Below are 24,711 nucleotides of genomic sequence, written 5' to 3'. Positions count from 1 at the left end.
CCGACAGAACAACTGGACAGGTGGTTTCCCTTCCCCAGCATTCCTGGGTACTAGGCTTTGTTGACGCTGGGGGGAACAGCGGCACTTCTGGGGGGTAGGCGGCGTCGGCTAGGCTGTGGACTGTACGAGGGATTTGCCGTTGAATTCACGGCTGGCTTTCAAGTTCTGTTGCGATTCAACTAGAGACCTGCGATGGCAAAATCCGTCTCCCCTGACTCATTGCCGGCAGCTCCCTGGCACGCTCTGCCCGAAGAGGATGTTGCCCGCCAAATCGTTGCAGTGGATCTGCCTCTGGCGGCGCTTCTGGAACGGGGTCTGTCTCAAGCTGAGGTGATCCAGCGGCAGAAGCAATATGGCCCCAACGAGCTAAAGGCCAAGGCGGCTACCCCGGCCTGGGTGAAGTTTCTGCAGCAGTTCAACCAATCCTTGCTCTACATCTTGATGGTTGCCGGGGCGGTCAAGGCGTTTTTGGGATCCTGGCGCAATGCCATCGTGATCTGGGCGGTGGTGGTGATCAACGCTCTCATCGGCTACATCCAAGAGTCCAAAGCGGAGGAAGCGATCGCCGCCCTGGCCCAGTCGGTGGTGACGGAGGTTACTGTCATCCGGGAGGGGCAAAAACTGCGGGTGCCCTCGCGGGAGCTGGTGCCGGGGGATGTGGTGCTCTTGAGCTCGGGAGATAAGGTGCCCGCCGACCTGCGCTTGCTGAGCGTGCGCAACTTGCAGGTGGATGAATCGGCCCTGACCGGAGAGTCGGTGCCGGTGGAAAAACGGCTGGGATCCCTGGCGGAAGACACACCCCTAGCCGACCGCCAGAACATGGCCTATGCCGGCAGCTTTGTTACCTTCGGCCAAGGAGCAGGGGTGGTGGTGGCCATTGGCAACCAGACTCAAACAGGCCGTATCTCGGAGTTGGTCGAAAAGGGGGGATCCCTGCAAACTCCCCTAACACGCAAGTTCGAGGAATTCAGCCTCATGCTGCTCAGGATCATCCTCAGCTTGGCCGGGCTCACCTTTTTGGTGGGATTGGCTCAGGGACAGGGGGCGGCCAGTGTCTTTGAGGCGGCAGTGGCGCTGGCGGTGAGTGCTATCCCCGAAGGCTTGCCGACGGTAGTCACTGTAACCTTGGCGATTGGGGTTTCCCGCATGGCAAAACGCCACGCCATTATCCGCAAGCTGCCGGCGGTGGAGACCCTGGGCAGCGCTACGGTAATTTGCTCTGACAAAACCGGCACCCTCACGGAAAACCAGATGACGGTGCAGGCCATCTACGCCGGATCCCAGCTCTACCGAGTCACAGGCAGTGGCTACAGTCCTCAGGGACAAATCCTGGCCCAGGAGGGGGATGCTCCGGTGGAAGTGGATCGGCTGCCGGTGTTACAGGCTTGTCTCTTGGCCGGTTGCCTCTGCAACGACACCCGTCTGCAACCCAAAGACAACGGCCAGTGGGAGGTGGTAGGGGATCCCACCGAAGCTGCCCTCATTGTGGCGGGCCAAAAGGCGGGTTTGGATATGGACGATCTGCAGCGCCGCCGCCCTCGCCTGGACAGCATTCCCTTTGAATCTGAATTTCAGTACATGGCCACCTTGCACCGCCTGGGGCCAGAAGAGCACTGCATCTATGTCAAGGGATCGGTGGAAGCCCTGCTGCCCCGCTGCCGCAGCCAGATGGGATCCCAGGGGGAGATCCAGCCTCTGGAAGAGGAGCGGATTCGCCAGCAGGTGGAGGCCTTGGCACGGCAGGGGCTGCGAGTTCTGGCCTTTGCCCAAAAAACCGTCCCCAGCAGCCAAACTCGGGTGGATCACCCAGATCTGCAGGAGGGTTTAATCTTCCTCGGTTTGCAGGGAATGATTGACCCGCCGCGGCCAGAGGCCATTGCCGCCGTGCGTTCCTGTCAAACGGCTGGGATGCAGGTGAAGATGATCACCGGCGACCACGTGCTCACGGCTCAAGCCATTGCCGAGCAGATGGGCCTGGGGGGTGGAAAACCTGTGCAAGCCTACAGCGGTCGAGATCTGGAGCAGCTCAGCCCGGAGGAATTTGTGGAAGCTGCCAATCGGGGATCCGTCTTCGCGCGGGTGGTGCCAGAGCAAAAACTGCGCCTGGTGGAAGCTCTGCAAGCGCGGGGGCAGATCGTGGCCATGACCGGCGATGGCGTCAACGACGCTCCGGCCCTAAAGCAAGCAGATGTGGGGATTGCCATGGGGCGAGGCGGCACCGAAGTGGCCAAAGCTGCTGCCGACATGATCCTGACCGATGACAACTTCGCCTCCATTGAGGCAGCCGTTGAGGAGGGGCGCACGGTTTACAACAACCTGCTCAAAGCCATTGCCTTCATCCTGCCGGTGAACGGGGGGGAATCGATGACGATTCTCCTCAGCGTGCTGCTCAACCGCGAGCTCCCCATTCTGGCCATTCAAGTGCTGTGGCTAAACATGATCAACTCCATCACCATGACGGTGCCTCTTGCCTTTGAGCCGAGCACAGGCCGAGAGATGACCCGCCCGCCGCGGGATCCGAACGCCAACTTGCTCTCTCCTAGGCTGTTGCAGCGCATCCTGCTGGTGTCTGTGTTCAACTGGATCTTGATCTTCGGGGTTTTTGAATACATCGAACAAACCACCGGCAGCATTGACCTGGCCCGCACCATGGCCATCCAAGCGTTGGTGATCGGGCGCATCTTCTACTTGCTCAGCCTCAGCCAGGCCATTCCTACCCTGTTGGGCCGTGGACGTGCCAGCCAATTGGAGCGCCATGAGCGCCTCATGGATACAGCAGCCATTGCCATCGGCATTGGGGCGGCCATCCTGCTGCAGATCCTCTTCAGCCAGTGGAGCCTGTTCAACATTATCTTCGACACAGCACCCCTGTCTTGGGAGCAATGGGGCTTTTGTTTGCTGGTGAGCTTGCCACTCATCGTTGTCTCAGCGGCAGCCAATCGAGTGGATCCTGAATGAATAACTTGCTTTGGGCAACTCGCGCTCACTGCGCTCCCATCTGAAGAAGTGCCGAAGAGGGGATCCCTCAGCTATTACTCAGATGTAGCCGGCCTCTGCCAAGAGATAAAAATGCCTGCTGGCCTAGGTCTGATGGCATCCAGCTTCACACCGCTCTGGCTGTCTTTTCGACCGATTTGCGCAAGGCAATCACCATCTCAGCGGCGGTTTTTTGGAAAGTCGAGCCTGTTTTCTGGCTGTGATCAGAGTTTGGGGCAGCCGACGAGTGGGGATGAGGCTGTAGAAAGCGGTGAGTCGGATCTACACCGCGGTACTACCCCCAAGGCGATCTTTTGTCAGCTCCATCCACAAAAGCCCCAGCACTCTTCAGGGCTTGAGTTCTTTTTGCCCCCATCACCTTTTGGCAAGGGCAGGAACACCTCTTGAGGGAGACGAGGTTTTTCCTTCGGAGCTGCTGGCTCAAGGAACAAGAGAAAAACCTGTCTTCAAAAAAGTCTCAGACTTTCGGTTGCAGGAGTACATCACAAGGGTATGATCTTAAGAGAAGGATGTAGGACATTAAAAAATGTCAGATATACCACCACAACCTTTAACCGGGAAGGCTCTGCTGCAGAAGGTCGAAGCTTTGGGGCATCTTCCGCGCCGAGAAACGGCAAAGCGATGTGGCTATGTAACCATGACCAAGACCAACAAGCCTCGCGTCAACTTGAATGAGTTCTATGACGCGGTGCTGGCGGCAAAAGGTCTGAGTCTCAGCCCAAGTTCCAGCCGAGACAAGCGCGGTCGTGAGCCAACCTTTCGGGTCAGCGTTCACAAAAATGGGCAGTTGATCATTGGGTCGGCCTACACCGAAAAAATGAATCTCAAACCCGGGGATGAGTTCGAGATTCAGCTGGGTTACAAGCACATTCACCTCAAGCAAGTGCTAAACGGCCAGGTGGTGGAGGAGTCAACCCCAAGTAAAGAAGCTTCCCCCAAAGCGACTCGCGGTCGCCGGAAAAAAACTGCTGGGGCTTGAGCCGCTGCCGGGCCGGGAGTGAGGAGAAGGGATCCAGTTGACGAACTGTCACTGTGTGGCTTTCTTCCCGCTTTGCCCTCTTTAAGATGGGATCCAAAGCCTAGGTTCACCCTCTTTCTGACCCTAGATAAGGATCCCTATGCAACAGAAGGTTCAGCCACCCCTCAAGTTTTTGCCACCGCGATTGACGCCTTGGGTCGTTCGTTTTGCTCAAGCAGGCTTGCCCTTTTGGTTGCGATGGACCAAAGGGATCCCTCGCGTTGAAGTGGAGGGGGGAGAGCGTTTGGCTCAGCTTTATCAGCAGTTTGAGGCGGGCAAGATTCGCCTGTTGGTGGCGTTTCGACACCCGACCCTCGATGATCCCCCCTGCTTGATGTACTTGTTTGCCCATCTTCTGCCGCAGGTGGCCCAACGCCAGGGGATCGGCTTTCGGGGCCGACCCCACGTTTTGTTTGTCTACGACCGCGGCCTACCTCTGTGGCTGGGATCCGTTGCCCGTTGGGGCTTGCCGCGCTTGGGCGGGATCCCGATTTTGCGAGGCCGTCTGGATCGGGCAGGGCTAAAGAGTTCTCGTGAGCAGTTTGTATCGGGCCGATATCCGCTGGCGGTAGCTCCAGAAGGAACGATCAACGGTATGAGCAGTCTTCTCAACCCGTTGGAGCCGGGGGTAGCCCAGATGAGCTTTTGGGCGGTGGAGGATCTGCACAAGGCGGGACGGCCAGAGCAGGTGCTGATCTTGCCGGTAGGCCTTCGCTATTCCTACCTGCGGGATCCCAGTGCCGCTCTGAATAGATTGCTCAGCCGCATGGAGGCCGATTGCAAGCTGCCACCCCCGCGCTCAACCCATGCCAGTCAGGCCTTTTTGCTGGCCCGTATTCTTCGCTTGGGAGAACACCTGCTGCAAGTCGTGCAGACCTTCTATGAGCGCTTTTATGCCCCTGCCCTTCCTGCTGCAGATAGAGCCCAAGTTAAAGAGGGGGATCTGTTGGCGCGTCTTCAAAGCTTATCGGATCTGGTCCTGCGCGTGGCCGAGCAGCATTTTGGTCTGGAGCCCCAGGGAGACTTAATCGAGCGGCGGCACCGCATCGAACAGGCGGGCTGGGCCTGGATCTACCGCGAAGATATTGCCGATATTGCTGCTCTCTCGGCTTTGGAAAGGGGGCTGGCCAATCGAGTGGCTGCTGAGGCCAGTTTTCACCTCTGGCACATGCGCTTGGCGGAAACCTTAATGGTGTTTGCGGTGCGCCCTGTACCTGAGCAGCCCAGTTTGAGTCTGGATGAGTTGGCGGAAACCGCCCTGCGCCTCTGGAGTCTGCTGGCTTGGATCAAAGGAGAAAATCCCGTCGGAACTGCTCCCCCCCGCTTGGGACCCCGCCTGGCCCGTTTCAGCATTGGGGATCCCCTCTCGGTTTCCGAACGCTGGCCCGCCTACCAGGCCAACCGCCGACAAGCCGTACAAGCCCTCACCCAAGATTTGCAAGCGGAAATGGAGCGGCTTATCCAAGGGATCCCGTGCTCTCCTGTGGCTCTTCCTGCTGCCTAACATGCCTGGTCGGCTCAGGGGCAAAAAGTGTAACAATTCCTGAGACATCTTGTGAGATATTTCGTGAAAGTAAGACGAACTTTTGCATTATCTGACAAGCAGGTGAAGGAAAGGGGAAGTTTCTGGCTCTTGGGGTAGAAAGGGGGCAGAAAGGAAGTGAGGCTCGTTGACTTGGTCTATGTCTGATGAGCTGCTCCGCGCCATTCGCAGACGCGACCTGGAGGCCGCCACTTCAGCCGTGCAGCATTTGCGTTCTCGCCATTTAAGTGAAGCTGTGATCACCTCGATGGTGATGGTGGCCGTGGAGCGGTTGGCATGGGATGAAGGCGACCGGGCCGCCGCCAGTTGGTTACTGCGTCGCTGCTCCAGACGACGGCGCTGAAGGGATCCTCCCTGGCCCAGAGGTCATTGCAATACTTCCCCTTTCCCTGGATCCGAGGGGCTTCCCGTGTCAACCTGCCCACAAAGCCCTATCCGCAGAGGGATTAGCTTTCTTCCTTGCCCTTGTTCGGATCGTCGGGATGCTGTCGGTCTTCATCAAGGAACATAAGCCTCTGGCGAACAGCCAATCGGTACTCGGAGGTGCGCCGAGAGAGAGAAGTCCACGCTCCTGCGCTGCCCAATTTAGACTTCTGATATAGCAAGGACGCGCTGGGAGCGAAGCCAACGGTTTGGGCATCCCCAATGGCAGCCAGATCGGCGCTTAAGAAGACAAACTGCCAGCTCTCCTTCTCGGTTTTTTCCTTGATCATCTTCTCAATTTGCTCTTTGCGGAACTCGCGACTGGCATTCTCTTGCCCATCGGTTACCACAACCATCACAACCTTGGCCGGGCGATCTGCCTCGCTGAGTTCGCTGAGGCTCTTTTCTAGGTCGATGATGCCGCGCCCCATGGCATCCAGCAAGGGAGTAGAAGCTCGCGGCACGTAGGTCTCGCGGGTCAGCTCAGGGACCTCGGCAATTGGCTTGAAGCGGTGAATGACTTCATAGGGATCCTGGGAGTCGAACTGAACCAAGGTAAGGGTGGCACTTCCCGGTTCTGCTCCTGTAGAAAATCTAACTCTGGGGTGCAGTGATCTGTTTGTGAAGGTTTGCTTGCAATCTGTTACAAAGGGTATGAATGCTTATGAACGCTTTTTGAGTTCGCCTTGGTAGCTGGGAGCGCCAGAGCATTGTCTCGAATATTCAGCTCGACTACGGGTTAGCATTTTCTCTTAATTTTTAAGTGCTTCATATCCTAAGTACTAACAATGGTTCGTAAACTAACACACTAAAAGAAAGGTTTGCCCTTAATCCCTTTGCATTTCTGAGCTAAGCTTCTAGGCATTGGCCCCGTAAAGATTTTGGAAAAACTAGGGAGTGGCTATGTCTTTTCGCGCAGATTTACAGCGTTTTGCCTTCGCTGTGCTAACAGCGCTGCTTGTCCAGGCGGGGCCGGCTCGGGCCGATCTGCCCGGAACGGCGGATCCTCCGGGGCTCAAGCGCTTTGCAGGATCCAGCATTGTGTTTCAATCGCAGGCCGACTACGACCGCTTTAAGTTAGCCCTTGAAAAAATCGTCTTCAGTGGCGCGATGGGAGCTGTGCAGCCGTACCGGTCTCAAACTGTCGAAGGGCGTCGCATCACGACCTATTACCGACTGCCGGAGCGGGTTGCCCCTCTTGAGGCGCTGCTCAACTACGAAACCGAACTGAAAGAGTCCGGCTTTGAGATCCTCTTCTCCGGCTTGGGGGAGGAGATTGAGACCCTTGGCTACAACAACCAGATTGCTCACGAGATCCTCAATATGAAGGGCACCTACAGCACGCCGGAAGAACGGGCCCAGTGGCCGTTTCAGAACGCCAGAGAAAACACTGCTGCCTATTTAGCCGCACGTGGCAAGTCCCCCGAAGGCGATGAGCGATTCGTGAGCGCCTACTTTGTGGTCAATACCGATGACTGGGAGATCACCCGCGGCAGTGGGCAGATCCCGACCGGGATTACTCTGGGGCGAGTGGATGTCGTCGATGTCAAGCCCCGCCAGCAACGCCTGGAGCTGGTTGAAAGCATCACAAGCGGCGAGATCAATCAAGCCATCAGCCGCGATGGCCGGATCGCCCTCTACGGCATTCTCTTTGCCTATGACTCGGATCAGATTGAAGCGGCTGCCGAGCCCACCCTTGCCGAGATCGCCAAGCTGATGCGCGAGCGCACCGACCTCAGCATCCTCGTGGTCGGTCATACCGATGCAACCGGTAGCTTCGACTACAACCTAGGTCTCTCGCGGCGCCGGGCCGAGGCGGTTGTCAACCGGTTGGTTCAGCTGGGTATCGAGCAACGTCGACTCTATCCGGTTGGTGTGGGGTTCTCTGCTCCTGTGGCCAGCAACACCACTGAGGAAGGCCGGGCGAAGAATCGCCGCGTGGAGTTGGTGGATCTGGCGGGTGGCAGAATCCCCTAGGGGAGAGTTTCTGAGTTTTGGCTCAGGGCAAGCATCGCCGAAACTCTGGACACTGCGGCTGCGGCGAACTAGTTTAGAGGCAACTCTTTACTTCTAAGCTATTTCAAGGGGTGGGATCCATGCTTAGGCCCAGTCTTCTGTTCTCCGGCTCGGCTTTGTTGGGTTTGCTGTCCTTGCCGTTTTTGATCGGCGAATGTGGCTGGTTGGCCTCGTCTCGGAAAGGGCGGAGTGCGGCCACTGAGGTTTCTCTGCAAGCTTGGGAGCACTCTCTGCCGTCATCCCAGACCTTGTTTGAAGATGAACCAGGTTCTGAATCTTGGCTCAGGCGGCAAGCCCAACTGCAAGAACGGGTACAACAGCTTGAGCAGCGATCTCTCGCTCACCAGCAGCAGGTCTATCAATGGCTTGCGCAACAGGCAGATCCCCAGCCCGCGGGGGTTGTTGGCCGTTCCAACCCAAGCCTTGCCGTGCCGGCACGGCCTCGGCGTCAGGATTCCACTCTCTCTCAATCCTCTGCTCCGGCGGATCTTCCCAATGAGCTGGCGCTGCTAACCCAGTCCATCCAACAGGAGCCGGGAAATGCGCAGCTTTATCTGCAACGGGCGCAATACTTCTGGCGTCAGTCTCAGGAGGATCCTGCTGCTTTACCGCAGCCGGAGCATGCTTCTGCCATTGCTTACCTGATGCGCTCCGCTCTGCGGGATCTGGATATTGCTATTGCTTTGGATCCCTATCTGGCTGAAGCCTATTTGCTCAAGGCCAAAATCCAACACGAGCGTTTGCAAGAACCTGAGCAGGCTCTGGCAACCTTGTCTCCTCTGGATCGGATTGCCTATCACAACCCGCAACTGCACTTGATCCGCTCTCGCATCTGGGCCGAACAAGGCCATCTGGAATCGGCGTTTGATGTGTCGCATCTGGCGATTGAGCTGGCCAAGCAAAATCAAAGTGCTGCCGATCTTTTCGAGGCCTATGTCCATCGCGGCCTGATGTGGGCCAGCATCTGCGACTTCAATTTGGCCGTTCAGGATTTCAGCCGGGCTATCGAGGTGCAGCCCCAGCGGGCTGAAGGTTACTACCACCGCGGTATGGCGCGCGCTTACCAGGGAGAGGATAGGGCTGGTGCCGCTTCCGATTTGGGTAGCGCTTTGATGTTGTGGCGGGCTTCCGGCACGGGATCCCCGGGGCTGCTGGAATATGTAGAAGCGGTGCGGAGGGAACTGTTGCGGTAGCTCAGCTCTGGCGGGGTTTTTGCTGAAGATCTGAAGCGCTGGGTTTGGGGTCTTTGCCCAGGAGCATTTGGCAAGTTCGTCCAAGCCAGGCCAGGATGGTAGAGCCATCTGTTACCTAGGGGGGGCTTGAACGCCCCCTGAAGAGAACCCAGCCAAGTGATGAGCCGAAGACAACTGACCATCTCCGTATCCTCTGTAGCCCTGGTGGTGGCCACAGGGATGCTGTTGTTGCTGCTGTGGCAACTGCGCAGCTTGGTGCTGACGGTGATGATCGCGGTGGTGGTGGCGGCAGCGCTGGCTCCCCTGGTGGATCTGGCCGAGCGATTACGCATCCCCCGCTGGCTGGGGGTTGTGCTGGTGTATTTGAGCTTAATTGCCGGGATTGCCGGCTTGGCTCTGCTTATTGGCCCGACGGTGGCGACTCAGACCCAGCGGTTGCTGACGAGGCTGCCTTTCTATCTGGAGCAGTTGCAACTGTTGGTGGACACCTGGATTGCTGATCTGGCGGGGGTGGATCCGGCGGCGCTGGACTACTTAAACCAGTTGCTCGATCCTCAGTCGTTGATGAGCTGGGCAGTTCGCTCGGGACAACGGGTGCTGGTGCAGTCTTTCGACTTCACCCGCGGTTTGCTGGGCGGTCTGCTAACCACGGTGCTGACCCTCTTCATTTCCGGCTACATGCTGGTGAGCGGCTCTGACTTGGTGCGGGGCTTGGTGGAGTTGTTTCCTTATCCCTGGAATGACCGGCTGGCTCAGCAGGTACACCCGATGGCTCAGCGCATGGGGGGCTACATCCAGGGGCGGGTGCTGGTCTCTGCCATTTTGGGTGTGATGATCACCGTCTCGCTTCGCTTTCTGGGCCTGTCGGAGTTTGCTCTGGCGCTGGGGGTGATCGCTGGGTTTACCAACCTTATCCCCTTCATTGGGCCGGTACTGGGATCCCTGCCCGCCTTGGTGGTGGCAATCGTTCAGGGGGGCTGGACTTTTTTGTGGGTGCTGATCCTATACGTTGCCGTTCAAAACCTGGAAACCTATGTGTTGGATCCTCTGTTGGTGGGATCCTCGGTGCGGGTGAAGCCCTTGTATCAGTTGCTGGCGGTGCTGGGGGGCACCCAGTTGTTGGGTATTGTTGGGGCGGTGATCGCCCCCCCGTGGGTGGCCGGTATGGCGGTGCTGTTGGAGAACCTTTATCTGAAGCCCAAGCAGGAGGCAGAGGTTCGATCCAGGCTGTATGCTCGGGCCACCGAGGCTGCCGGTTCTTTGGCTTTGCCGGGGATGGATTCTGCCGACGCGAGCAACCCAGAGCCATCTTTTTCCTCTGGTCCGAATGGCTCTTCAAATGAGCCGGAAGAGTTGCCACAGGAAGAAAGTCTCTCGCCTGCGGATCCCGTAGCCGGAAGAAGTCCTTATTAGCAAGCTTCTCATCTATTCGCCTCTGTTGCTCTCGGAGAAGGGCTGCTGTGGTTTTGGGTAGGGTGCACATCTCAGCGGTGACGGGCATCGAGGATAAACAGAGCACTGCCTACGACGAACAGGAGGCTGGCTCCTATCCCCAGCAGGGTTTGGACAACCTTGAGATTGAGAAGGGTTGGAGCTGCGGGATCCCACAGAGAGGGGTCGCTACCCAAGGTCATCACCTCGCTCGCCGCAAACAGGCTGCTCCCCAGCAAAAACAACCAACTGGCCAACTCGTAGCGGTGGTTGCCTCTCATGTCTTCTCCGACTGCAAGTGTTCGTAGGCTTGAGCAGCGGCGGCCATTTCCGCAGCCTTTTTCGAGCGACCTTCACCGCGGCCCCAGCACCGCCCTTGCCCCCAAACTTCCATGGTGAAATGAGGGGGATGCTCCTGGGCGGCCACCAGGCGGTATTCGGGCAGGCTACCCCAAAGGCGTTGGGTCAGTTCTTGCAAGGCTGCTTTGGGGTTGCGCCGAGTGGGGTCTTGGAACCATTGCTCCACTCGTCGGTGTAAGTAGGGATCCAGCCAGGGATGCAGCCTGGGCAGCGTGTAAATACCCCAACTGAGATAAAAAGCCCCAAGCAGAGCCTCGAAAGCATCCGCCAGCCGCCGACCCCGTCCGGCCAAGTCGTTTTGAGAGCTGGATCCCACCTCGAGGTAGCGATCCAAGCCGTGCAGATCCGCCAGTTCTGCCAGGTAAGCATCGCTGGTCAGGTCGGAGCGAATCGCGGTCAGCTCTCCCACCGACAGATGGGGATAGGACTGAAACAAGAATTCCGTAACCAAAATTCGCAGGACAGAATCCCCCAACAACTCCAGCCGATCGTTGTTCCGTCGGCCATCCAGAGAAGGGTGAATCAGAGCCTGATCCAGCAGATCCCAACGCAGTTGTTCCAGCAAAGCCGGATCCCTGAATCCAAGGCGGGCCAGCAAATGCTCCAAGGCACGGCGACGGGGCGGGATCAACTCAACCATACACTCAGGTGCTGACGTTGCCTTAGCGGTCAGAACTGCACAGCTTGCAACCATTTTGACCTGAGCCATCTCACCCAGGCCGGGATCCCCGCTCAGGCGGTAAGCCAGCTATGCTACAGGAGTAGTATAGGCTTTTCGAGGGAGGATCCCTGCATGCCCATTCGCGCCAATTCCCCCATTCCCACGACCCAGATGGAAGTGACCAGCATTCGGCTGGAACGTGAGCTGAAGCAGCGACTGAAGGCGTTGGCCGGAAATCAGGGTTACCAGGCCCTCATACGGGAAATTCTTTGGAGTTATGTCCTGCGTCACTCTCAAGGGGCTGCCACCCTCAGTCCTGAGGATATTCGGGCCAGCTTCCCGGCCACGGCCCACCAAGCCCAATGCTGTGCTCTCACCGGACGGGCCATTCAACCGCAGGAGCCAATGTTGCTGGGGTGGACCACCGATGGAAAGTTCGTCGCCCTTAGCTCCTCCTGCTTTTAATCTTTGTTTTGGGGTCTCTCTCCAGTTTGCGAAGGGATCCAACCGGCACGAGTGCCCATCCGTTTAGATGCCACGAAGTTCTCGATATTTTCTGGCCCGTTCCTCGGCTGGATCGGGGGCTTGAGCTTTGGCAACTGCCTCCTCCAGTTGGGCCATCACCGTCTCTGCCGGTTCAGCGGAGCGGACGACGTAAAACATTAGGTTAATGGCTTCGTTGGCCGTCAGTTTGAGGGTTTCTTTTCCCTTGGGCACCAGCGCGATCTTGCCATCTGTGGTTGTGATGGCTGTATGGGATCCCTTAGCCAGAATCTCCCCAGCTTTTTCCAGAGTGACAAGCATATCCGTAGCTCACGGCAGCAGGACACCTACTATCCTATCGAATGTCTTGGGGCAACTGCTCCAGAGGGGCCCAAGCCATTTGGCAGATTAGGTGTGTTCAAAGGTGTTCCCATGCTCCGCCAGCCAAGCATGCAAGTGGGGAAACAACTTTTGATTGGCCCCTGGGAAGGGAAATTCCGACAGCTCCGCCGGGCTGACCCAGCGCACCTCACTACATTGCAGGGCTTGGGCTTCTCCGCCCAGGTAGCGGCAGATAAAAGCAATAAGAGTAACGGTGAAATGGGTATAGACATGTTCGACGGTGGCTAGCGGCGCGACCACCTCGATATCGATGCCGATTTCTTCTTTTACCTCCCGTACTACACACTCGGCAGCCGTTTCTCCCGGCTCGATTTTGCCTCCGGGAAACTCCCACAGCCCGCTGAGCATTGAGCTTTCCAGTCGTCGATCGATAAGGATTTCTTTCCCCCGCAGAACAATGGCAACCGCGATTTGCTTGTGAGGACGGGAGGCACGGGGTGCAGACATAGGCAATTGTTGGTGTTGACCTCGATTGTAGGCGCTGCAATCCGCTTGCCAAGGGCACCGGCCACAGTGAGGCTTTTTGGGACGACAGACGGTAGCCCCCAAATCCATCAGGGCTTGGTTAAAAGCCCGCGGCTGCACAGGATCCAACAATTGCTGGGAAAGCTGCCACAACAGGGGCAGACACTGGGACGGAGGCTGCTGCAAAGCCACCAAGCGAGCCAGCACCCGCTTGACGTTGCCATCCAAAATGGGCAAAGGCTGATCGAAGGCAGCGCTGAGAATGCCGCCAGCCGTGGTGCGCCCGATCCCCGGCAGAGCCAACACCTGCTCCAAATCCCTGGGGAACTCGCCGTTCCGTTCCCGCATCAAAATTTGGGCAGCTTTGTGCAAGTTCAGGGCCCGCCGGTAGTAGCCTAGGCCCTCCCACAGTTTCAGCACCTGCTGCTGGGGGGCTGCCGCCAATGCTGGGATCCCGGGCAGGGTTTGCATCCAGCGCTGAAAGTAGGGGATAACTGTTGCCACCTGGGTTTGCTGTAACATCACTTCCGAAACCCAAATGGCGTAAGGATCCCGGGTGCGGCGCCAGGGCAGATCCCGCCCGTGTTCACGGTACCAACGCTGAAGAGACTGCCGCAAGCGTTGCAAGAAAGCCTCGTCCCACTCCCCTCCTTTGCTCGGAAGGCTGGCAATGTAGGAAAAACTGACCTCGGCTTCTGATATGGGCTGAGACTCAAGCTGCGTAAGCAAAGTGCAAAGCCCACCAGATCAGGGCCGAAACCACACCGGCCACAATCCCTGCCGAGATCAAAACGACAATTGGGCTATCTGCCCCCTTGAACTTCATAATGCCGCGATTGTAGTCAGCCATCCTTGCCTCCTACCAGCTCTGGCGTTGGGGTTGTCAGGGATGTTGATCGGGATCCAGATCTGCCAGCTCTATTCACAGGGAAAGCTGTGGCGAAGATGTCCCAGTAGAGGTGCTCCGCACCGCCGGCGCAAACATGCCTGGGGAGAAGCACCGTCCTCGGTCATGCATGATACAACCTTAGCATGGAACAGACTTTGACCCTGGTGATTTGGACTGTTTGGAATAACCAGAAGCTAGGCAACCCGCAGGACTAACCGGTCTGCTTCCCACTGTCGAAATAGGTTGAGAAGGTGGTCGGCTCTCTCTTCATGGGCAGCCAGGATCTCAGCGCCAGAACGGGCTTGATTGGCCAGGGGCAGCAGCAGCTCCACCACCTGGTAGCGGGTAGAGGCCATCATCTTGCCCGGGATGCGGGCGACGGGCCAGAAAATATCCATCTTCTGGGTCAGGATCTGGGCCGGATCCAGCTTGCCCAACAGATCTGAAAAGGGGATTTTTTGATCCCAGTAGCGCACGCTGCCATAGCGGACGAACAAGGGGTTGAGTTGCCAGCGGGAGCTCTTAAAAAATTCGACTGTAAAGGGATCCCAGTGGTCCACCTTTTTCCCTTGATGGCAACACCAGAAGAGATTTTGCGTGTGATACAGAGGCTCCAGATACTCCATGACCCGCAGTTGGTCGATGCGAGCAAGGGCCTCGTAGCGGCGATGGAACTCCGGGTGGGTGGCGGCAATCAACGGCCTGGCATTCCAATAGTCCAAGTAGGGGGCTACATCGATAAACTCCAGCCCGGCTTGGGCAAGCAAGTCGGGAATCTCGCCGATGTCGAAAGGAATATCATTGGCATGGAAGAAATTATCGACAATGTTTTCATCTTGTCCATAGTATTCTTGGTGAGCCTTGGCGTGCTTGGCCAAAAGGGAATTGGGGCTGGCTCCCTTCAGCAGTTGCCGCACAAATTCGATCTTTTCTGGGGTTGCAGGTGGGGTGATGCCCAACAACTCCAAGGCTCGCCGAATGCGGTACAGATGCCAACGGCCTGAACGGTTGTAGAGCATCAGCGCCATCACCCCATCGGGAGCCAACCGCGATGCCAGATTGCTCAAAGCCTTCACCGGATCTGCAGTGTGGTGAATCACGCCGTAGGAGCTGATCATGTCGAAGCTGCCTTCGGGCCAAGTAGAGGGATCCAGCAGATCCCCGTACTGCACGGAGCAGTTGCGTAGGCCGTGGTGCTTAATTCGCTTTTGGGCAATCTCTAGGGCCGGGCGGCTGATGTCGATCCCGACCACCGAACCATAGCCGGGGTTGCTGGCGGCAATGCCATGCACTTCCCAGCCGGTGCCACACCCGGCCACCAAAAACCTGGATCCTGTGGGCTCTTGCAGCCTACGGGTGCGGGCGTACTGCGCCAAGGTATAGCTGCCCAGACTGGAGAAGCCCTCAAAGGGCCGGTCGTAAGGAATAGGAGGGTAGGGGAACGTCTCGTACTGGGCCTGCACCGCCCGGGTAATCTCGGCTTCGCTCACCAAAAGCACTTCCTCCCACGCGTTCCCCCCCATCCTACGGTTTTCTTGAGGTTTTGAGCGGGGAGATCTTCCCAACCGTTGCTAAGCCCCTGCCAGAGCGTGAGTTGCCCGCTTGTAGGCTTCCTCCAGCGTCTCTGCCAAGGTGGGGTGAACGTGCACCAAGCCGGCCAGTTCTCGCACCGTGGCCCGGCGAGCAATGGCCTGAGCCGCCTCGTGGATCAAATCCGCCGCATGGGGCCCGAAGATATGGGATCCCAGCAGTAGGCCGGTGCTCTTGTCAAAGACCAGCTTGACCATGCCCTCTGTCTCTCCCGAAGCAATGGCCTTGGAGTTGCCGCCAAAGTAGGTTCGCACTGTGCCCACGCTGTAGCCTTCTTCCTTGGCCTGAGGCTCGGTCAGCCCTACAAAACCCATTTCCGGGTGAGTGAACACCGCTGCCGGGATGCTGAGGTAGTCCATGTAGGCGGTACGGCCACAGATGTTTTCCACGGCCACTCTCCCCTGGGCTGCCGCCGCGTGAGCCAACATCATTTTGCCGGTCACATCCCCAATAGCCCAGAGGTGAGGCAAATCGGTGGCCATGCGGCTATCGACAGGAATAAACCCCCGTTTGCCGGTGTCGATGCCCAACTCGGCCAAGCCCAGCCCCTCTGAGACCGGGATCCGACCGGCAGCCACCAGGCAGCCATCTACTTGCAGCGTCTCCCCGTTGGACAGGTGAATGGTCACCGGCTGGCCGGGGATCACCTGCCGAGCCAGCACGCCCACAAAGGTTTGAATGGAGCGGGGCTTGATCAGCACTCGCTGGGCCAGGCGGGCAATGTCTGGGTCGAAAGCCGGCATCAGGGTCTCTAGGGCTTCGATGAGGATTACCTGGGATCCCAGGGCGGTGTAGATGTCGGCAAACTCCTGGCCGATGTAGCCGCTGCCGATAATGGCCAGCCGCTCCGGGATCCACTCCAGCCGCACCGCCTCGTCGCTGGTAAACACCGTCCGCCCATCCACCTCGATGCCGGGGGGCACAAAGGGGCGGGAGCCCGTCGCGAGAATGACATCCTGTGCCGTGTAGGTGTGGGATCCCTTCTCTTCCTGGACTTCCACCTGCTGGGGTGCCACCAACTTGCCTCGCCCTCTCAGGATTGTTACCCCCAGCTTCTCCAGCGAGCGAGTCATGTCGGCGCGGATCTTCTCCACCACTTGGGCAGCATGATTGGCAATAGCCTCTCGGTTCACCTGAAGGGATCCCACTTGGATGCCCAGCCCAGAGCTATGTTGCAGTTCCCGCAGGCGTCCTGAGGCGGCCAGCAGAGCCTTGGAGGGGATGCAGCCGCGGTTGATGCAGGTGCCGCCCATTTCTGCACCTTCGACGATGGCGGTTTTCAGGCCGGATTCGACAGCATGCAAAGCAGCGCCGTGACCGCCGACGCCGGCACCGATGATGATCAAGTCAAAATCGAAGCTCATGGCGAGATTGGATAACCGGTGCTTCATTCTCTCATCTTGTCGGCCTTCCCAGAAACCAGGCTGAGAGCACCCAAACCATGGGGTAGCATAGGGTCGCTTGTAGCTGGGGGGGAGCGGGGGTACGCATGGAACTGCAAGCTTTGATTTTCGATGTGGACGGCACGCTGGCGGACACGGAGCGGGATGGCCATCGCGTGGCCTTCAACGCCGCCTTTGCCGAGGCAGGGCTGGACTGGCACTGGTCGGTGGAGCTCTACGGCCAACTCCTGGCCATTACGGGGGGTAAAGAGCGCATTCGCCATTTCGTTGCAACCTGCCAGCCGCCGCTACCCCCTGGTGAAGATTTAAATGCCCTCATTGCCCGGCTGCACCAGGCCAAAACCCGCCACTACACTGCCCTATTGGCCCAAGGGGGGATCCCACTCCGCCCAGGGGTGAAGCGCCTCCTGCAGGAGGCCAGAGCTGCTGGGATCCGCTTGGCCATTGCCACCACCACCACGCCGGAAAATGTAACAGCCCTTTTGGAGCACACACTGCCGGAGAGCCTAAGCTGGTTTGAAGTGATCGCTGCCGGAGATGTGGTCCCCGCCAAAAAGCCTGCTCCCGATATTTACCACTATGTTCTGGAGCGAATGGGGCTGCCCCCCCAGGCCTGCCTGGCCTTTGAAGACTCGGAGAATGGGCTGCGCTCGGCCCAACAAGCGGGGGTCCCCACTGTGGTGACGGTAAACGACTATACCCGGGATCAGGATTTTTCCGGGGCAGCTTTGGTGTTGGATCACCTAGGGGATCCTGAGAATCCCTTTCGGGTGTTGGCGGGAACGGTGGGATCCCACCGCTACTTCACCCTGGAGTTGGCCCGACAGATCCATGCTCAAGTTGCCCGGTCTGGAGTGGGAAGCTCATGATGGCGTCAGATCTCCAAGACCTGCGGCAGCGCCTAGAGGCTCATCTGCAGCAAGTGGCCCAGCCCCGGGATCCCGACTGGTCGCCCTTGGGCCATCAGCAGGTGGAGCGCTACATCCAAGAGCAGCTTTCTAAGTGGGGATCCCTAGAGTCCTTCCCCTTTGAGGCCGGTGGCCGCCTGCACCGCAACTGGATCTTGAAATTGCCGGGATCCCGTTCTGGTCGCCCGCCCATTCTCATTGGGGCCCACTTCGACGCCGCTCCGGCAACCCCTGGAGCAGACGACAACGCCAGCGGCATAGCGGTGTTGCTGGAATTGGCCCGCCATTTTGCTGCCGAGCCGGCTTCTTCTCCGCTGTGGCTGGTGGCTTTTGACCTGGAGGAGCGGGGGATGGTGGGCAGTGGGGCTTACGCCCAGTTTCTTCAACGTCAGAGGCAATCCCTACGGCTGATGCTGTCTTTGGAAATGCTGGGCTACCGGGATCCCACCCCCGGATCCCAGGACTATCCCGCCGGCCTTGAGAAGCTCTACCCCAACCGGGGAGATTACATCGGTCTCATCGGCAACTGGCCCACCTGGGGGGATCTGCTCAAGCTGCAGCATGATTTTCAGAAAGCGGGGATCCCTTGTTGCTGGCTGCTGGCCGGGCAGCGGGGCCTAATCCTGCCTGCCACTCGCCTGAGCGATCACTCCCCCTTTTGGGATGCGGGTTACCCTGCCGTTATGGTTACCGACACCGCCTTCTTGCGCAACCCCCACTACCACAAGCTGAGCGATACCTTGGAAACCCTAGATCCAGATTTCCTGACGGGGGTCTGCCAGGGCTTGATGGCCGGGATCCGCTTGCTGTAGCTCTTCCAAACACCACAGTCGTTCCGGCAGCAAGTAGCGTGCGTTGAATCCCAACTCCCCTCTCCTGGAAGGAGGCCAGGGGTAAGGATGGAATTGGCATCCTCAGTACAGGGATTTCTCCAGGGGGTTCGCGATTCTGCGACCGAGTCCTTTGCTGAAGAGGGGAGACAATAGACGAGAGTAGTAAGACGAGAGTAGTAGCAGGGAAAAGGTTAAAAAACCTGCCTTGGCACTGTAAAACTCAGCAGGAGATTGCGTATGAGCGCTTTTGCCCAAGCTCCCAAAAAGTGTGCTTCCGCCGCTTTCAAAGAAGAGGGCAAGCTGCAAGAGTGTATCCAGCGGCTTTTGAACCGTGGCATTCCCAACGATCGCATCTCCATTATTGGCCGCAACTTTCAAACCGAAGCCAAAATTACCGGGTTTATCACCCGCAAAGAGGTGGTTCTGGACGGTCTGACCAATGGGGCCATCTATGGATCCCTGTTCGGATCCCTGCTGGGGCTGCTCACTGGCGTGGGGGTGCTGTTCATTCCCTTTTTGGGGGCAGTGGTGGCCGCTGGGCCTCTGGGAGCCGCTTTGTTGGGGGCAACGGGCGGCGCTTTGTACGGAGCACTGGGAGCGGGCCTGGGATCCGCCCTGATTGCCTTGGGTATGCCGCAGGAGAAAGCCGCCATCTACCAAACCCGGGTACAGGCGGGCGAGTTCTTGTTGGTGGTGCAAGTACCGGAAGAGAAGTCGGGCGAAATTTACTGGCTGCTGCAGAGTGCTGGCGGAGAGGAAGTTTCCATTGCCGACTTGAACTTGCCCGGTGAGCCAGAGGGAGACTTAACCCCAGAGAGCATCTCGCCGGAAATCCGCGCTGACCTCTCGGAAGAAGCGCAGCAAACCTTTGTGGAAGCCTACAACCAAGCCAAACAAGAGAGCAATAACTCTACCCATGCACTCCTCAAAGCTTGGGAAAAGGTCAAGCAAATTTTCACACGAGATGAGAAAGGGATCTTCTCCAAACGCAAGCCCTAGCCCAAAAAGTTTCCGAAGTAGCGAGAGCACAGTAAAGCGCCATCTCGCCGCTCTGCCTGTACGTGTTCTGGGTCTGCTCCAATTTTTTTTTAGCTGCAACCTTATATCCTGAGAATAGCCCGAAAAACTCTAACCTAACCTTGCAGGGGTGAGCCTATGGCTGCGAGTGACTTCAAGGATTATTACAAGATCCTGGGCGTCAGCAGAGATGCCTCTGCCGAGGAAATCAAGCGCGTCTATCGCAAGCTGGCCCGCCAGTATCACCCCGACGTGAACCCCGGCAACAAGGCAGCAGAGGAACGCTTTAAGGAGATCAACGAAGCCTACGAGGTGCTCTCTGATCCGGAAAAGCGGCGGCGCTACGACCAGTTTGGGCAGTACTGGCAGCGGGTGGGTACTGGTTCTGCTGCTGGAATGCCGGGCATGGAGGGCTTCGCCCAATACGCCAGCTTCGAGGAGTTTATCAACGAGCTGCTGGGCCGTATGGGATCCCGCCGCAGCGGGTTCCAGGGCTTCGCCGGCGGCTTTGGGCCGTTTGTTTCGGTGGATTTGCCGGGGCAGGATGTGGAGGGCACTCTGGGTCTCAGCTGGGCAGAAGCTTTCCACGGCACCCAGAAACGGCTGAACCTAGATGGAGAAACGCTAACCATCCGCATTCCCCCCGGCGCTAAGCCGGGCAGTCGCATCCGCGTCAAGGGCAAAGGCCAGGTCAGCCCCTTTGGCGGGCCAAGAGGGGATCTCTACCTCACTTTGGAGCTGCCCCCCCATCCCTTCTTCCGCTTTGACGGAGACAACCTGCTCTGCGAGCTGCCCATTACTCCTGACGAGGCGGCTTTGGGAGGGACGGCGGAAGTTCCCACCCCTACGGGTCGCGTGCAACTGAGGATCCCTGCCGGGGTAGACAGCGGCCAAACCCTGCGGCTGCGCGGCCAAGGCTGGCGGGATCCCCAAGGCCAGCGGAGCGACCTGCTGGTGCGGCTGAAGGTGGTGGCACCCAAATCCCTTTCCCAGACCGAACGGGATCTCTACGAAAAGCTGCGGCAAAGCCGTAGCTGGGATCCCCGCGCCCACTTGCAGGAGGTGAGTCTATGAGTTTGGCCATTGTGCGGGTAGAAGAACGGCTCTATACCTTCGAGCAGGCCACGGAACTGCTGGGGATCCCTCCCCACCTGCTGGAATGGCTGCTGGCCCAAGGCTTAGTGGAGGCCGAGAGCAGCTACCTGACCCCCCAACAGCTCAGGCGGTTGTTGCAAATGAGCCGCCTACACCGAGACTTGGGGCTTAACTGGACGGGGGCAGCGATGGTCTTGGACATGGCTCAGGAAATTGCCCGGCTCAGGGGGCAACTGCGCCACTACCGCGGATTTTGAGGCTGCCCAGCTAACCCATCAAGGAGATAAACTTCGATGAACTCTATGGAACAGATCATCCGACGTAGCCAAGTGGTGGGCCTGCTGGCCCTCGATGGCAGCACTGCTACCGCATTGGGTACCGTAGAAGAAATCTGGGTTGACCCAACAGGGCGGGTATGCTACTTCACCAGCCAGCAGGGGTACACCCCCCTGGAGCAGATTTCTCTCATCGGGCCAGACGCGCTGCTGACCTACTCTACCGTTTTTGCTACCCCCCTAACCCCCATCAGCTCTCTTTACCGTCGCACAGTGCGCATTGGGAATCGAGAGGTCGGCTGGATTGAGGATTTTCTCTTTGACTGGGAGACTGGAGCGATTGCCGCTTATATTCTGGGTGGCAGCATTGCCGAGCCTTGGGGGGGGCGGGCTGTTCTCCTGCCTGAGGACGTGGAAGCCATTGATGTGGACGCGGTGGTGGTTAAGGAGGATGCTCCGCAACGGCTGAAATCGGAAGCGGAAGGCTTAAAGAACTTTTGGAGCGAAAAATCTCGGCAGGTGAAACAGCTTATCCAGCGCATGGGGGATCGCCTCAAGGCGTTGGTTGGCCCACAGGATCCGCCGGAGGTGGTGCGCGTTAAGGTGAAGCAGGTGCGGGACGAGCTGGCCAAAGGGGGCAAGTTCGATCTCTCCCTACTGGACGAGGCGGCAGAGTTTCTGCAACACAAGTGGGAAACCTGGCAACATCGCCTCAGCCGCGCCGCTCAGCGCATGCAGGCTGCCCTTCAGGCTGCTTGGGAGAAGCTGACCGAATAGCAAAGAATGACTCTGCAACCTCTGGCCTGCGGTCGCCTCAGATGCTGCACATTTGCTTCCCAACTGCTTCCCAACTCCCCTCTTCCTCTGGGAAAGGGGCTGGGGGGCAACAGCATGAGGTGCTTGGGGAGTCCGTCCCACTGCTCGACCGGAACTGTTGCAAGCCAGTCCTCGACCAAACCCAGCTGACGGACGGCGGCTTTTTCGGCTACGATCTAAGATCGCTGTCAATGCTCGGATCAGGTTTCAAGACCCCCGCAGGGCACCTGTACGGCAGAGGAGAAGGATGACTTACGCAATTGTGGAGACCGGCGGCAAGCAGCTTTGGGTGGAGCCGGGGCGTTTTTACGAGGTCGATCGCCTGGCGGAAGTGGAGGAGAACAGCCCCTTCGATTTGTCTCGTGTGCTGTTGATCAACCACGAGGGACAAATCACGTTGGGGCATCCCTACGTTTCAGAGGCGGTTGTCAGGGCACGGGTTTTACAGCATCGGCGCGGCGATAAAATCATCGTCTACAAGATGAGGCCAAAGAAAAAGACCCGCAAAAAGAGGGGTCATCGGCAACCGCTGACCCGTTTGCTGATCGAGTCTATTGAACTCAATGGGGTGCCCCTAGCCACGGCACCATCCCGTACGGAAGCGGCTCCAGAGTCTAACCCAGAGGCAGCCCCTTCGGCAGCGGCGACAGGGATCCCTGCGGATGAGGAATAAACTCTGAACTCAGGTGTCCTGAATCCCGATTTTTTTATCTCGTTTCTGTTGATCACGCAGTTGCATAGGAGGCGTTATGGCTCATAAGAAGGGAACGGGCAGCACTCGCAACGGTCGAGATTCCAATGCCAAGCGGCTGGGGGTGAAGCGCTATGGGGGCGAGCTGGTGCATCCCGGCCACATTCTGGTCAGGCAGCGGGGCACCAAGTTTCACCCAGGGGTGAACGTGCGCATCGGCGGCGACGACACCTTGTATTCTGTGGTCACCGGCATTGTGACTTTTGAGCGCTATGGCAAGTGGCGGCAAAAGGTGAGTGTCTACCCAGCTGAGGTGGCTGCCCAGTAGGGAAAGGCCCAGCTTTGAAACTGCCTGGGAGAGTTTCTTCCCCAAGAGAAGATTCTCGCTTCTGTCGACCAAGCTGCTTGCCGGGCTGAAAACTGTCTGCTCCGGAGCAGACAAGGTTTTGCTGTTGCTGATTCCTGAACTTTTTTCGTTCTTGAGGATTGGGGCCAGCCGGAAGAGAAGAGGAGCTAGGGATCCCTGACCACTTAGGGGCGAAAATGGCAAAAGCACGGAAGACAGAAAGCTGATGCGGGTGTATTTGTTTCGCTGGGCAGGGTTGCTTCACCTCATTGCCGGGGTGATGTACCTCTACTGGCGACTGACAGCCGGGTTGATGGATTTGGGATCCCTTTTGTTTTGGGGGGCAGAGCTGTTTGTTTGGCTGGCGGCGGTGGGCTTTACCCTCAGCCGCTATCCCCAAGTGCCGAGAGAGACGATCCCATCCCCAGAGGTCCTGCGGCGGTCGTTTTTCCAATTGCCGCGGGTGGATGTACTGGTGCTGCGCCAGTGGGATTCTCTGGAGGCAACCCGGCAGACGGTGCTCTCGGCTCTGCACCTCGACTACCCGTGGGAGCGGTTGTTTGTCCACATTGTGGATCGGGTAGAAGATGAGGAGATGGCCAAGGCGGCCCGGGCCATTCCCTGCGAATACTGGGCCTGCCCTAGCCCCACAGCCGACCCCCTGGCTTACGCGATGGGATCCCCTCATATCCAAGGGGAGTATCTCCTCCTAGTACAGCCGGGCCATTTTCTCGAGCGGGACTTCCTGTGGCAGACCTTGCCCCACTTTTACGACTCGCCGGAGCGGGCTCCAATTGTCAACCGAACTGGCTTTGTGCAGGCAATGCTGCGCACCCTAGGCCAGCCCAGAGCCGTTCACCCACTGCAGCAGCTCTTGGCGGTGGGATCCGAAGGGTATCAGGCGGCACCCCTGTTGGGTTCTGGCTGTCTCATCCGGCGGGCAGCCTTGGAAGGGATCCCGCAGATCGACATTCGCCGCCCTGTGCAGTTGGGGTGTCAGATGCACTGCCGCGGCTGGCAGTCTCAATTGGTTCGCCAAACCCAGGTTACGGGTGTTTTGTTGCCCTTGCGCAACCGCCGCGTTGCTTTGCTGGCTTTGTTTTCGGCCTTGAGGGAAAACCCCTTTTGGGGCAAGCCGACCACGCAGCAGCAGCGCTTTCAATACCTGTGGCTGGCCCTCTGGGCTGCCGGTGGGATGGCGGAGCTGGTCTACTTGGCGGTGCCGATGGTCTTTCTCTGCACAGGGTGGATGCCGGTGCCGGCCTTTGACCGGGTCTTCTTCGCGTGGTTTTTGCCTTATGCTCTCCTGGGGCGCATCAGTTGGCTCTTGGCCTTTCCCCCGCATTTGTGGGGGGCAGCTTGGCAGTCGGAACGGCAGACGGGCAGCCAGTTTTTTCAGTCCATCCAGGCGCTGGTGCAAAGTCTGCAGGGAGTGCCCCCCTATCCCGAACAGCCTTCCCAGCTCTCCTTGGGGCCTCAGGCTCTGGCTATTGTGCTGACTTTTCTGGCTATGGGGGTGGGATCCCTGCGTTCTGCCGGCAGTTGGGATCCCTCTTGGCCTGAGCTGCTGTTTGGCTTGGTCTGGGCCTTCTACAACCTGATGATCCTGACGGTGCGCCCCGACGATCACGATTTTGCCGGCTTTGCTTTTCCCAGCAGCAGCGCCGCTGCGGCGACAGAAGAGAGCGCCGACCCATAGGCTGCCAAGCCAAGACAAGTTCATCGCAAAACCAAATCCCCACATCCATTCAGCTGCTGCATGGATGAAATGGCAGGCTGCCGCGGCAGATGGTGGGCAAACGCTATGCTGTGAGAAGTGTAGGATAAGTGGATCGGCACAGGTTGTCTCCAACTCT

The 24,711-nt window shown here is 58.3% G+C and carries 25 protein-coding genes; 17 read left to right on the top strand and 8 right to left on the bottom strand.

What is annotated here, in order from left to right; all coding sequences use genetic code 11:
- The first annotated feature begins 192 nt into the window (after positions 1–192).
- From CYB_RS03630 to CYB_RS03615, 4 genes are all read left to right on the top strand, one after another.
- Complete coding sequence (locus tag CYB_RS03630; RefSeq protein ID WP_011432406.1) at positions 193–2,958, top strand: cation-transporting P-type ATPase; 2,766 nt, start codon at positions 193–195, stop codon at positions 2,956–2,958.
- A 565-nt stretch (positions 2,959–3,523) separates the two neighbouring features.
- A complete protein-coding gene (locus tag CYB_RS03625) occupies positions 3,524–3,976 on the top strand; it encodes an AbrB family transcriptional regulator (RefSeq protein WP_011432404.1) in 453 nt (150 codons plus the stop codon).
- A 139-nt stretch (positions 3,977–4,115) separates the two neighbouring features.
- Entirely contained in the window at positions 4,116–5,519 is a 1,404-nt protein-coding gene (locus CYB_RS03620) for a 1-acyl-sn-glycerol-3-phosphate acyltransferase (RefSeq protein ID WP_011432403.1), read from the top strand.
- Positions 5,520–5,697: 178 nt separating this feature from the next.
- Positions 5,698–5,901, top strand: coding sequence for a hypothetical protein (locus CYB_RS03615; protein WP_041436260.1), 204 nt, complete (start codon positions 5,698–5,700; stop codon positions 5,899–5,901).
- A gap of 103 nt (positions 5,902–6,004) precedes the next feature.
- On the opposite strand, the gene CYB_RS03610 is transcribed toward CYB_RS03615, so the two are convergent.
- A complete protein-coding gene (locus CYB_RS03610; protein ID WP_011432401.1) occupies positions 6,005–6,535 on the bottom strand; it encodes a hypothetical protein in 531 nt (176 codons plus the stop codon).
- A 349-nt stretch (positions 6,536–6,884) separates the two neighbouring features.
- Between CYB_RS03610 and CYB_RS03605 the strand changes: the two genes are divergently transcribed.
- The 3 genes from CYB_RS03605 (at position 6,885) to CYB_RS03595 (ending at position 10,603) form a co-directional block, all read left to right on the top strand.
- Positions 6,885–7,958 carry an OmpA family protein gene (locus CYB_RS03605; protein ID WP_011432400.1) on the top strand — a complete coding sequence of 358 codons (1,074 nt, stop codon included), beginning with the start codon at positions 6,885–6,887 and terminating at the stop codon, positions 7,956–7,958.
- 119 nt (positions 7,959–8,077) lie between these two features.
- The gene (locus tag CYB_RS03600) at positions 8,078–9,190 is read left to right on the top strand and encodes a hypothetical protein (protein ID WP_011432399.1); all 1,113 of its coding nucleotides are present in this window, start codon (positions 8,078–8,080) and stop codon (positions 9,188–9,190) included.
- Between the two features lie 159 nt (positions 9,191–9,349).
- On the top strand, positions 9,350–10,603 hold the full coding sequence (locus CYB_RS03595; RefSeq protein ID WP_011432398.1) for an AI-2E family transporter: 1,254 nt from the start codon (positions 9,350–9,352) through the stop codon (positions 10,601–10,603).
- Between the two features lie 71 nt (positions 10,604–10,674).
- Here CYB_RS03595 and CYB_RS03590 read toward each other — a convergent pair whose 3' ends face one another.
- Entirely contained in the window at positions 10,675–10,902 is a 228-nt protein-coding gene (locus CYB_RS03590) for a hypothetical protein (protein ID WP_011432397.1), read from the bottom strand.
- Positions 10,899–11,621, bottom strand: a complete 723-nt coding sequence (gene rnc / locus CYB_RS03585) for a ribonuclease III (protein WP_011432396.1) — start codon at positions 11,619–11,621, stop codon at positions 10,899–10,901. Before rnc ends, CYB_RS03590 begins: the two co-directional genes overlap by 4 nt.
- Before the next feature lie 153 nt (positions 11,622–11,774).
- Between rnc and CYB_RS03580 the strand changes: the two genes are divergently transcribed.
- The gene (locus CYB_RS03580; RefSeq protein WP_011432395.1) at positions 11,775–12,107 is read left to right on the top strand and encodes a hypothetical protein; all 333 of its coding nucleotides are present in this window, start codon (positions 11,775–11,777) and stop codon (positions 12,105–12,107) included.
- A gap of 63 nt (positions 12,108–12,170) precedes the next feature.
- Here the strand turns inward: CYB_RS03580 and CYB_RS03575 are convergent, their stop codons facing one another.
- The 5 genes from CYB_RS03575 to lpdA all read right to left on the bottom strand — a co-directional run bounded on the left by CYB_RS03575 (position 12,171) and on the right by lpdA (position 16,835).
- Positions 12,171–12,446, bottom strand: coding sequence for a hypothetical protein (locus CYB_RS03575; protein ID WP_011432394.1), 276 nt, complete (start codon positions 12,444–12,446; stop codon positions 12,171–12,173).
- A gap of 87 nt (positions 12,447–12,533) precedes the next feature.
- Complete coding sequence (mutY, locus tag CYB_RS03570; protein WP_041437147.1) at positions 12,534–13,619, bottom strand: A/G-specific adenine glycosylase; 1,086 nt, start codon at positions 13,617–13,619, stop codon at positions 12,534–12,536.
- An 85-nt stretch (positions 13,620–13,704) separates the two neighbouring features.
- On the bottom strand, positions 13,705–13,842 hold the full coding sequence (locus CYB_RS15125) for a hypothetical protein (protein WP_011432392.1): 138 nt from the start codon (positions 13,840–13,842) through the stop codon (positions 13,705–13,707).
- A 233-nt stretch (positions 13,843–14,075) separates the two neighbouring features.
- Positions 14,076–15,371 carry a class I SAM-dependent methyltransferase gene (locus CYB_RS03560; protein WP_238376885.1) on the bottom strand — a complete coding sequence of 432 codons (1,296 nt, stop codon included), beginning with the start codon at positions 15,369–15,371 and terminating at the stop codon, positions 14,076–14,078.
- Positions 15,372–15,452: 81 nt separating this feature from the next.
- Positions 15,453–16,835 carry a dihydrolipoyl dehydrogenase gene (gene lpdA / locus CYB_RS03555; protein ID WP_011432390.1) on the bottom strand — a complete coding sequence of 461 codons (1,383 nt, stop codon included), beginning with the start codon at positions 16,833–16,835 and terminating at the stop codon, positions 15,453–15,455.
- Positions 16,836–16,960: 125 nt separating this feature from the next.
- Between lpdA and CYB_RS03550 the strand changes: the two genes are divergently transcribed.
- The 9 genes from CYB_RS03550 to CYB_RS03510 all read left to right on the top strand — a co-directional run bounded on the left by CYB_RS03550 (position 16,961) and on the right by CYB_RS03510 (position 24,554).
- Positions 16,961–17,743: an HAD family hydrolase gene (locus CYB_RS03550; protein WP_011432389.1), complete on the top strand. Its 783-nt coding sequence runs from the start codon at positions 16,961–16,963 to the stop codon at positions 17,741–17,743.
- Positions 17,740–18,594, top strand: coding sequence for a M28 family peptidase (locus CYB_RS03545; RefSeq protein ID WP_011432388.1), 855 nt, complete (start codon positions 17,740–17,742; stop codon positions 18,592–18,594). The genes CYB_RS03550 and CYB_RS03545 overlap by 4 nt, the downstream gene beginning before the upstream one ends.
- A 258-nt stretch (positions 18,595–18,852) precedes the next feature.
- A complete protein-coding gene (locus CYB_RS03540; RefSeq protein WP_011432387.1) occupies positions 18,853–19,614 on the top strand; it encodes a ChaB family protein in 762 nt (253 codons plus the stop codon).
- Between the two features lie 156 nt (positions 19,615–19,770).
- Positions 19,771–20,706 carry a DnaJ C-terminal domain-containing protein gene (locus tag CYB_RS03535; RefSeq protein ID WP_011432386.1) on the top strand — a complete coding sequence of 312 codons (936 nt, stop codon included), beginning with the start codon at positions 19,771–19,773 and terminating at the stop codon, positions 20,704–20,706.
- Entirely contained in the window at positions 20,703–20,984 is a 282-nt protein-coding gene (locus CYB_RS03530; RefSeq protein WP_011432385.1) for a chaperone modulator CbpM, read from the top strand. Before CYB_RS03535 ends, CYB_RS03530 begins: the two co-directional genes overlap by 4 nt.
- A 36-nt stretch (positions 20,985–21,020) precedes the next feature.
- Positions 21,021–21,779 (top strand): photosystem reaction center subunit H, encoded by a 759-nt coding sequence (locus CYB_RS03525; protein WP_011432384.1) that lies wholly within the window; start codon positions 21,021–21,023, stop codon positions 21,777–21,779.
- A 286-nt stretch (positions 21,780–22,065) separates the two neighbouring features.
- On the top strand, positions 22,066–22,491 hold the full coding sequence (rplU, locus tag CYB_RS03520) for a 50S ribosomal protein L21 (protein ID WP_011432383.1): 426 nt from the start codon (positions 22,066–22,068) through the stop codon (positions 22,489–22,491).
- A gap of 76 nt (positions 22,492–22,567) precedes the next feature.
- The gene (gene rpmA / locus CYB_RS03515) at positions 22,568–22,837 is read left to right on the top strand and encodes a 50S ribosomal protein L27 (protein ID WP_011432382.1); all 270 of its coding nucleotides are present in this window, start codon (positions 22,568–22,570) and stop codon (positions 22,835–22,837) included.
- 244 nt (positions 22,838–23,081) lie between these two features.
- On the top strand, positions 23,082–24,554 hold the full coding sequence (locus CYB_RS03510; protein ID WP_011432381.1) for a cellulose synthase: 1,473 nt from the start codon (positions 23,082–23,084) through the stop codon (positions 24,552–24,554).
- Positions 24,555–24,711: the final 157 nt, after the last annotated feature.

The organism is Synechococcus sp. JA-2-3B'a(2-13), from assembly GCF_000013225.1.
Classification (GTDB): Bacteria; Cyanobacteriota; Cyanobacteriia; order Thermostichales; family Thermostichaceae; genus Thermostichus.
Note: the sequence above shows the minus strand (reverse complement) of the source record. Positions and strands in the feature narration are given on the sequence as shown.

Bases quoted from the DNA above. Each gene is read 5' to 3' on its own strand.
- CYB_RS03630 (WP_011432406.1), top strand. From the start codon at position 193: ATGGCAAAATCCGTCTCCCCTGACTCATTGCCGGCAGCTCCCTGGCAC.
- CYB_RS03625 (WP_011432404.1), top strand. From the start codon at position 3,524: ATGTCAGATATACCACCACAACCTTTAACCGGGAAGGCTCTGCTGCAG.
- CYB_RS03620 (WP_011432403.1), top strand. From the start codon at position 4,116: ATGCAACAGAAGGTTCAGCCACCCCTCAAGTTTTTGCCACCGCGATTG.
- CYB_RS03615 (WP_041436260.1), top strand. From the start codon at position 5,698: ATGTCTGATGAGCTGCTCCGCGCCATTCGCAGACGCGACCTGGAGGCC.
- CYB_RS03605 (WP_011432400.1), top strand. From the start codon at position 6,885: ATGTCTTTTCGCGCAGATTTACAGCGTTTTGCCTTCGCTGTGCTAACA.
- CYB_RS03600 (WP_011432399.1), top strand. From the start codon at position 8,078: ATGCTTAGGCCCAGTCTTCTGTTCTCCGGCTCGGCTTTGTTGGGTTTG.
- CYB_RS03595 (WP_011432398.1), top strand. From the start codon at position 9,350: ATGAGCCGAAGACAACTGACCATCTCCGTATCCTCTGTAGCCCTGGTG.
- CYB_RS03590 (WP_011432397.1), bottom strand. From the start codon at position 10,902: ATGAGAGGCAACCACCGCTACGAGTTGGCCAGTTGGTTGTTTTTGCTG.
- rnc (WP_011432396.1), bottom strand. From the start codon at position 11,621: ATGGTTGAGTTGATCCCGCCCCGTCGCCGTGCCTTGGAGCATTTGCTG.
- CYB_RS03580 (WP_011432395.1), top strand. From the start codon at position 11,775: ATGCCCATTCGCGCCAATTCCCCCATTCCCACGACCCAGATGGAAGTG.
- CYB_RS03575 (WP_011432394.1), bottom strand. From the start codon at position 12,446: ATGCTTGTCACTCTGGAAAAAGCTGGGGAGATTCTGGCTAAGGGATCC.
- CYB_RS15125 (WP_011432392.1), bottom strand. From the start codon at position 13,842: ATGGCTGACTACAATCGCGGCATTATGAAGTTCAAGGGGGCAGATAGC.
- lpdA (WP_011432390.1), bottom strand. From the start codon at position 16,835: ATGAGCTTCGATTTTGACTTGATCATCATCGGTGCCGGCGTCGGCGGT.
- CYB_RS03550 (WP_011432389.1), top strand. From the start codon at position 16,961: ATGGAACTGCAAGCTTTGATTTTCGATGTGGACGGCACGCTGGCGGAC.
- CYB_RS03545 (WP_011432388.1), top strand. From the start codon at position 17,740: ATGATGGCGTCAGATCTCCAAGACCTGCGGCAGCGCCTAGAGGCTCAT.
- CYB_RS03540 (WP_011432387.1), top strand. From the start codon at position 18,853: ATGAGCGCTTTTGCCCAAGCTCCCAAAAAGTGTGCTTCCGCCGCTTTC.
- CYB_RS03535 (WP_011432386.1), top strand. From the start codon at position 19,771: ATGGCTGCGAGTGACTTCAAGGATTATTACAAGATCCTGGGCGTCAGC.
- CYB_RS03530 (WP_011432385.1), top strand. From the start codon at position 20,703: ATGAGTTTGGCCATTGTGCGGGTAGAAGAACGGCTCTATACCTTCGAG.
- CYB_RS03525 (WP_011432384.1), top strand. From the start codon at position 21,021: ATGAACTCTATGGAACAGATCATCCGACGTAGCCAAGTGGTGGGCCTG.
- rplU (WP_011432383.1), top strand. From the start codon at position 22,066: ATGACTTACGCAATTGTGGAGACCGGCGGCAAGCAGCTTTGGGTGGAG.
- rpmA (WP_011432382.1), top strand. From the start codon at position 22,568: ATGGCTCATAAGAAGGGAACGGGCAGCACTCGCAACGGTCGAGATTCC.
- CYB_RS03510 (WP_011432381.1), top strand. From the start codon at position 23,082: ATGCGGGTGTATTTGTTTCGCTGGGCAGGGTTGCTTCACCTCATTGCC.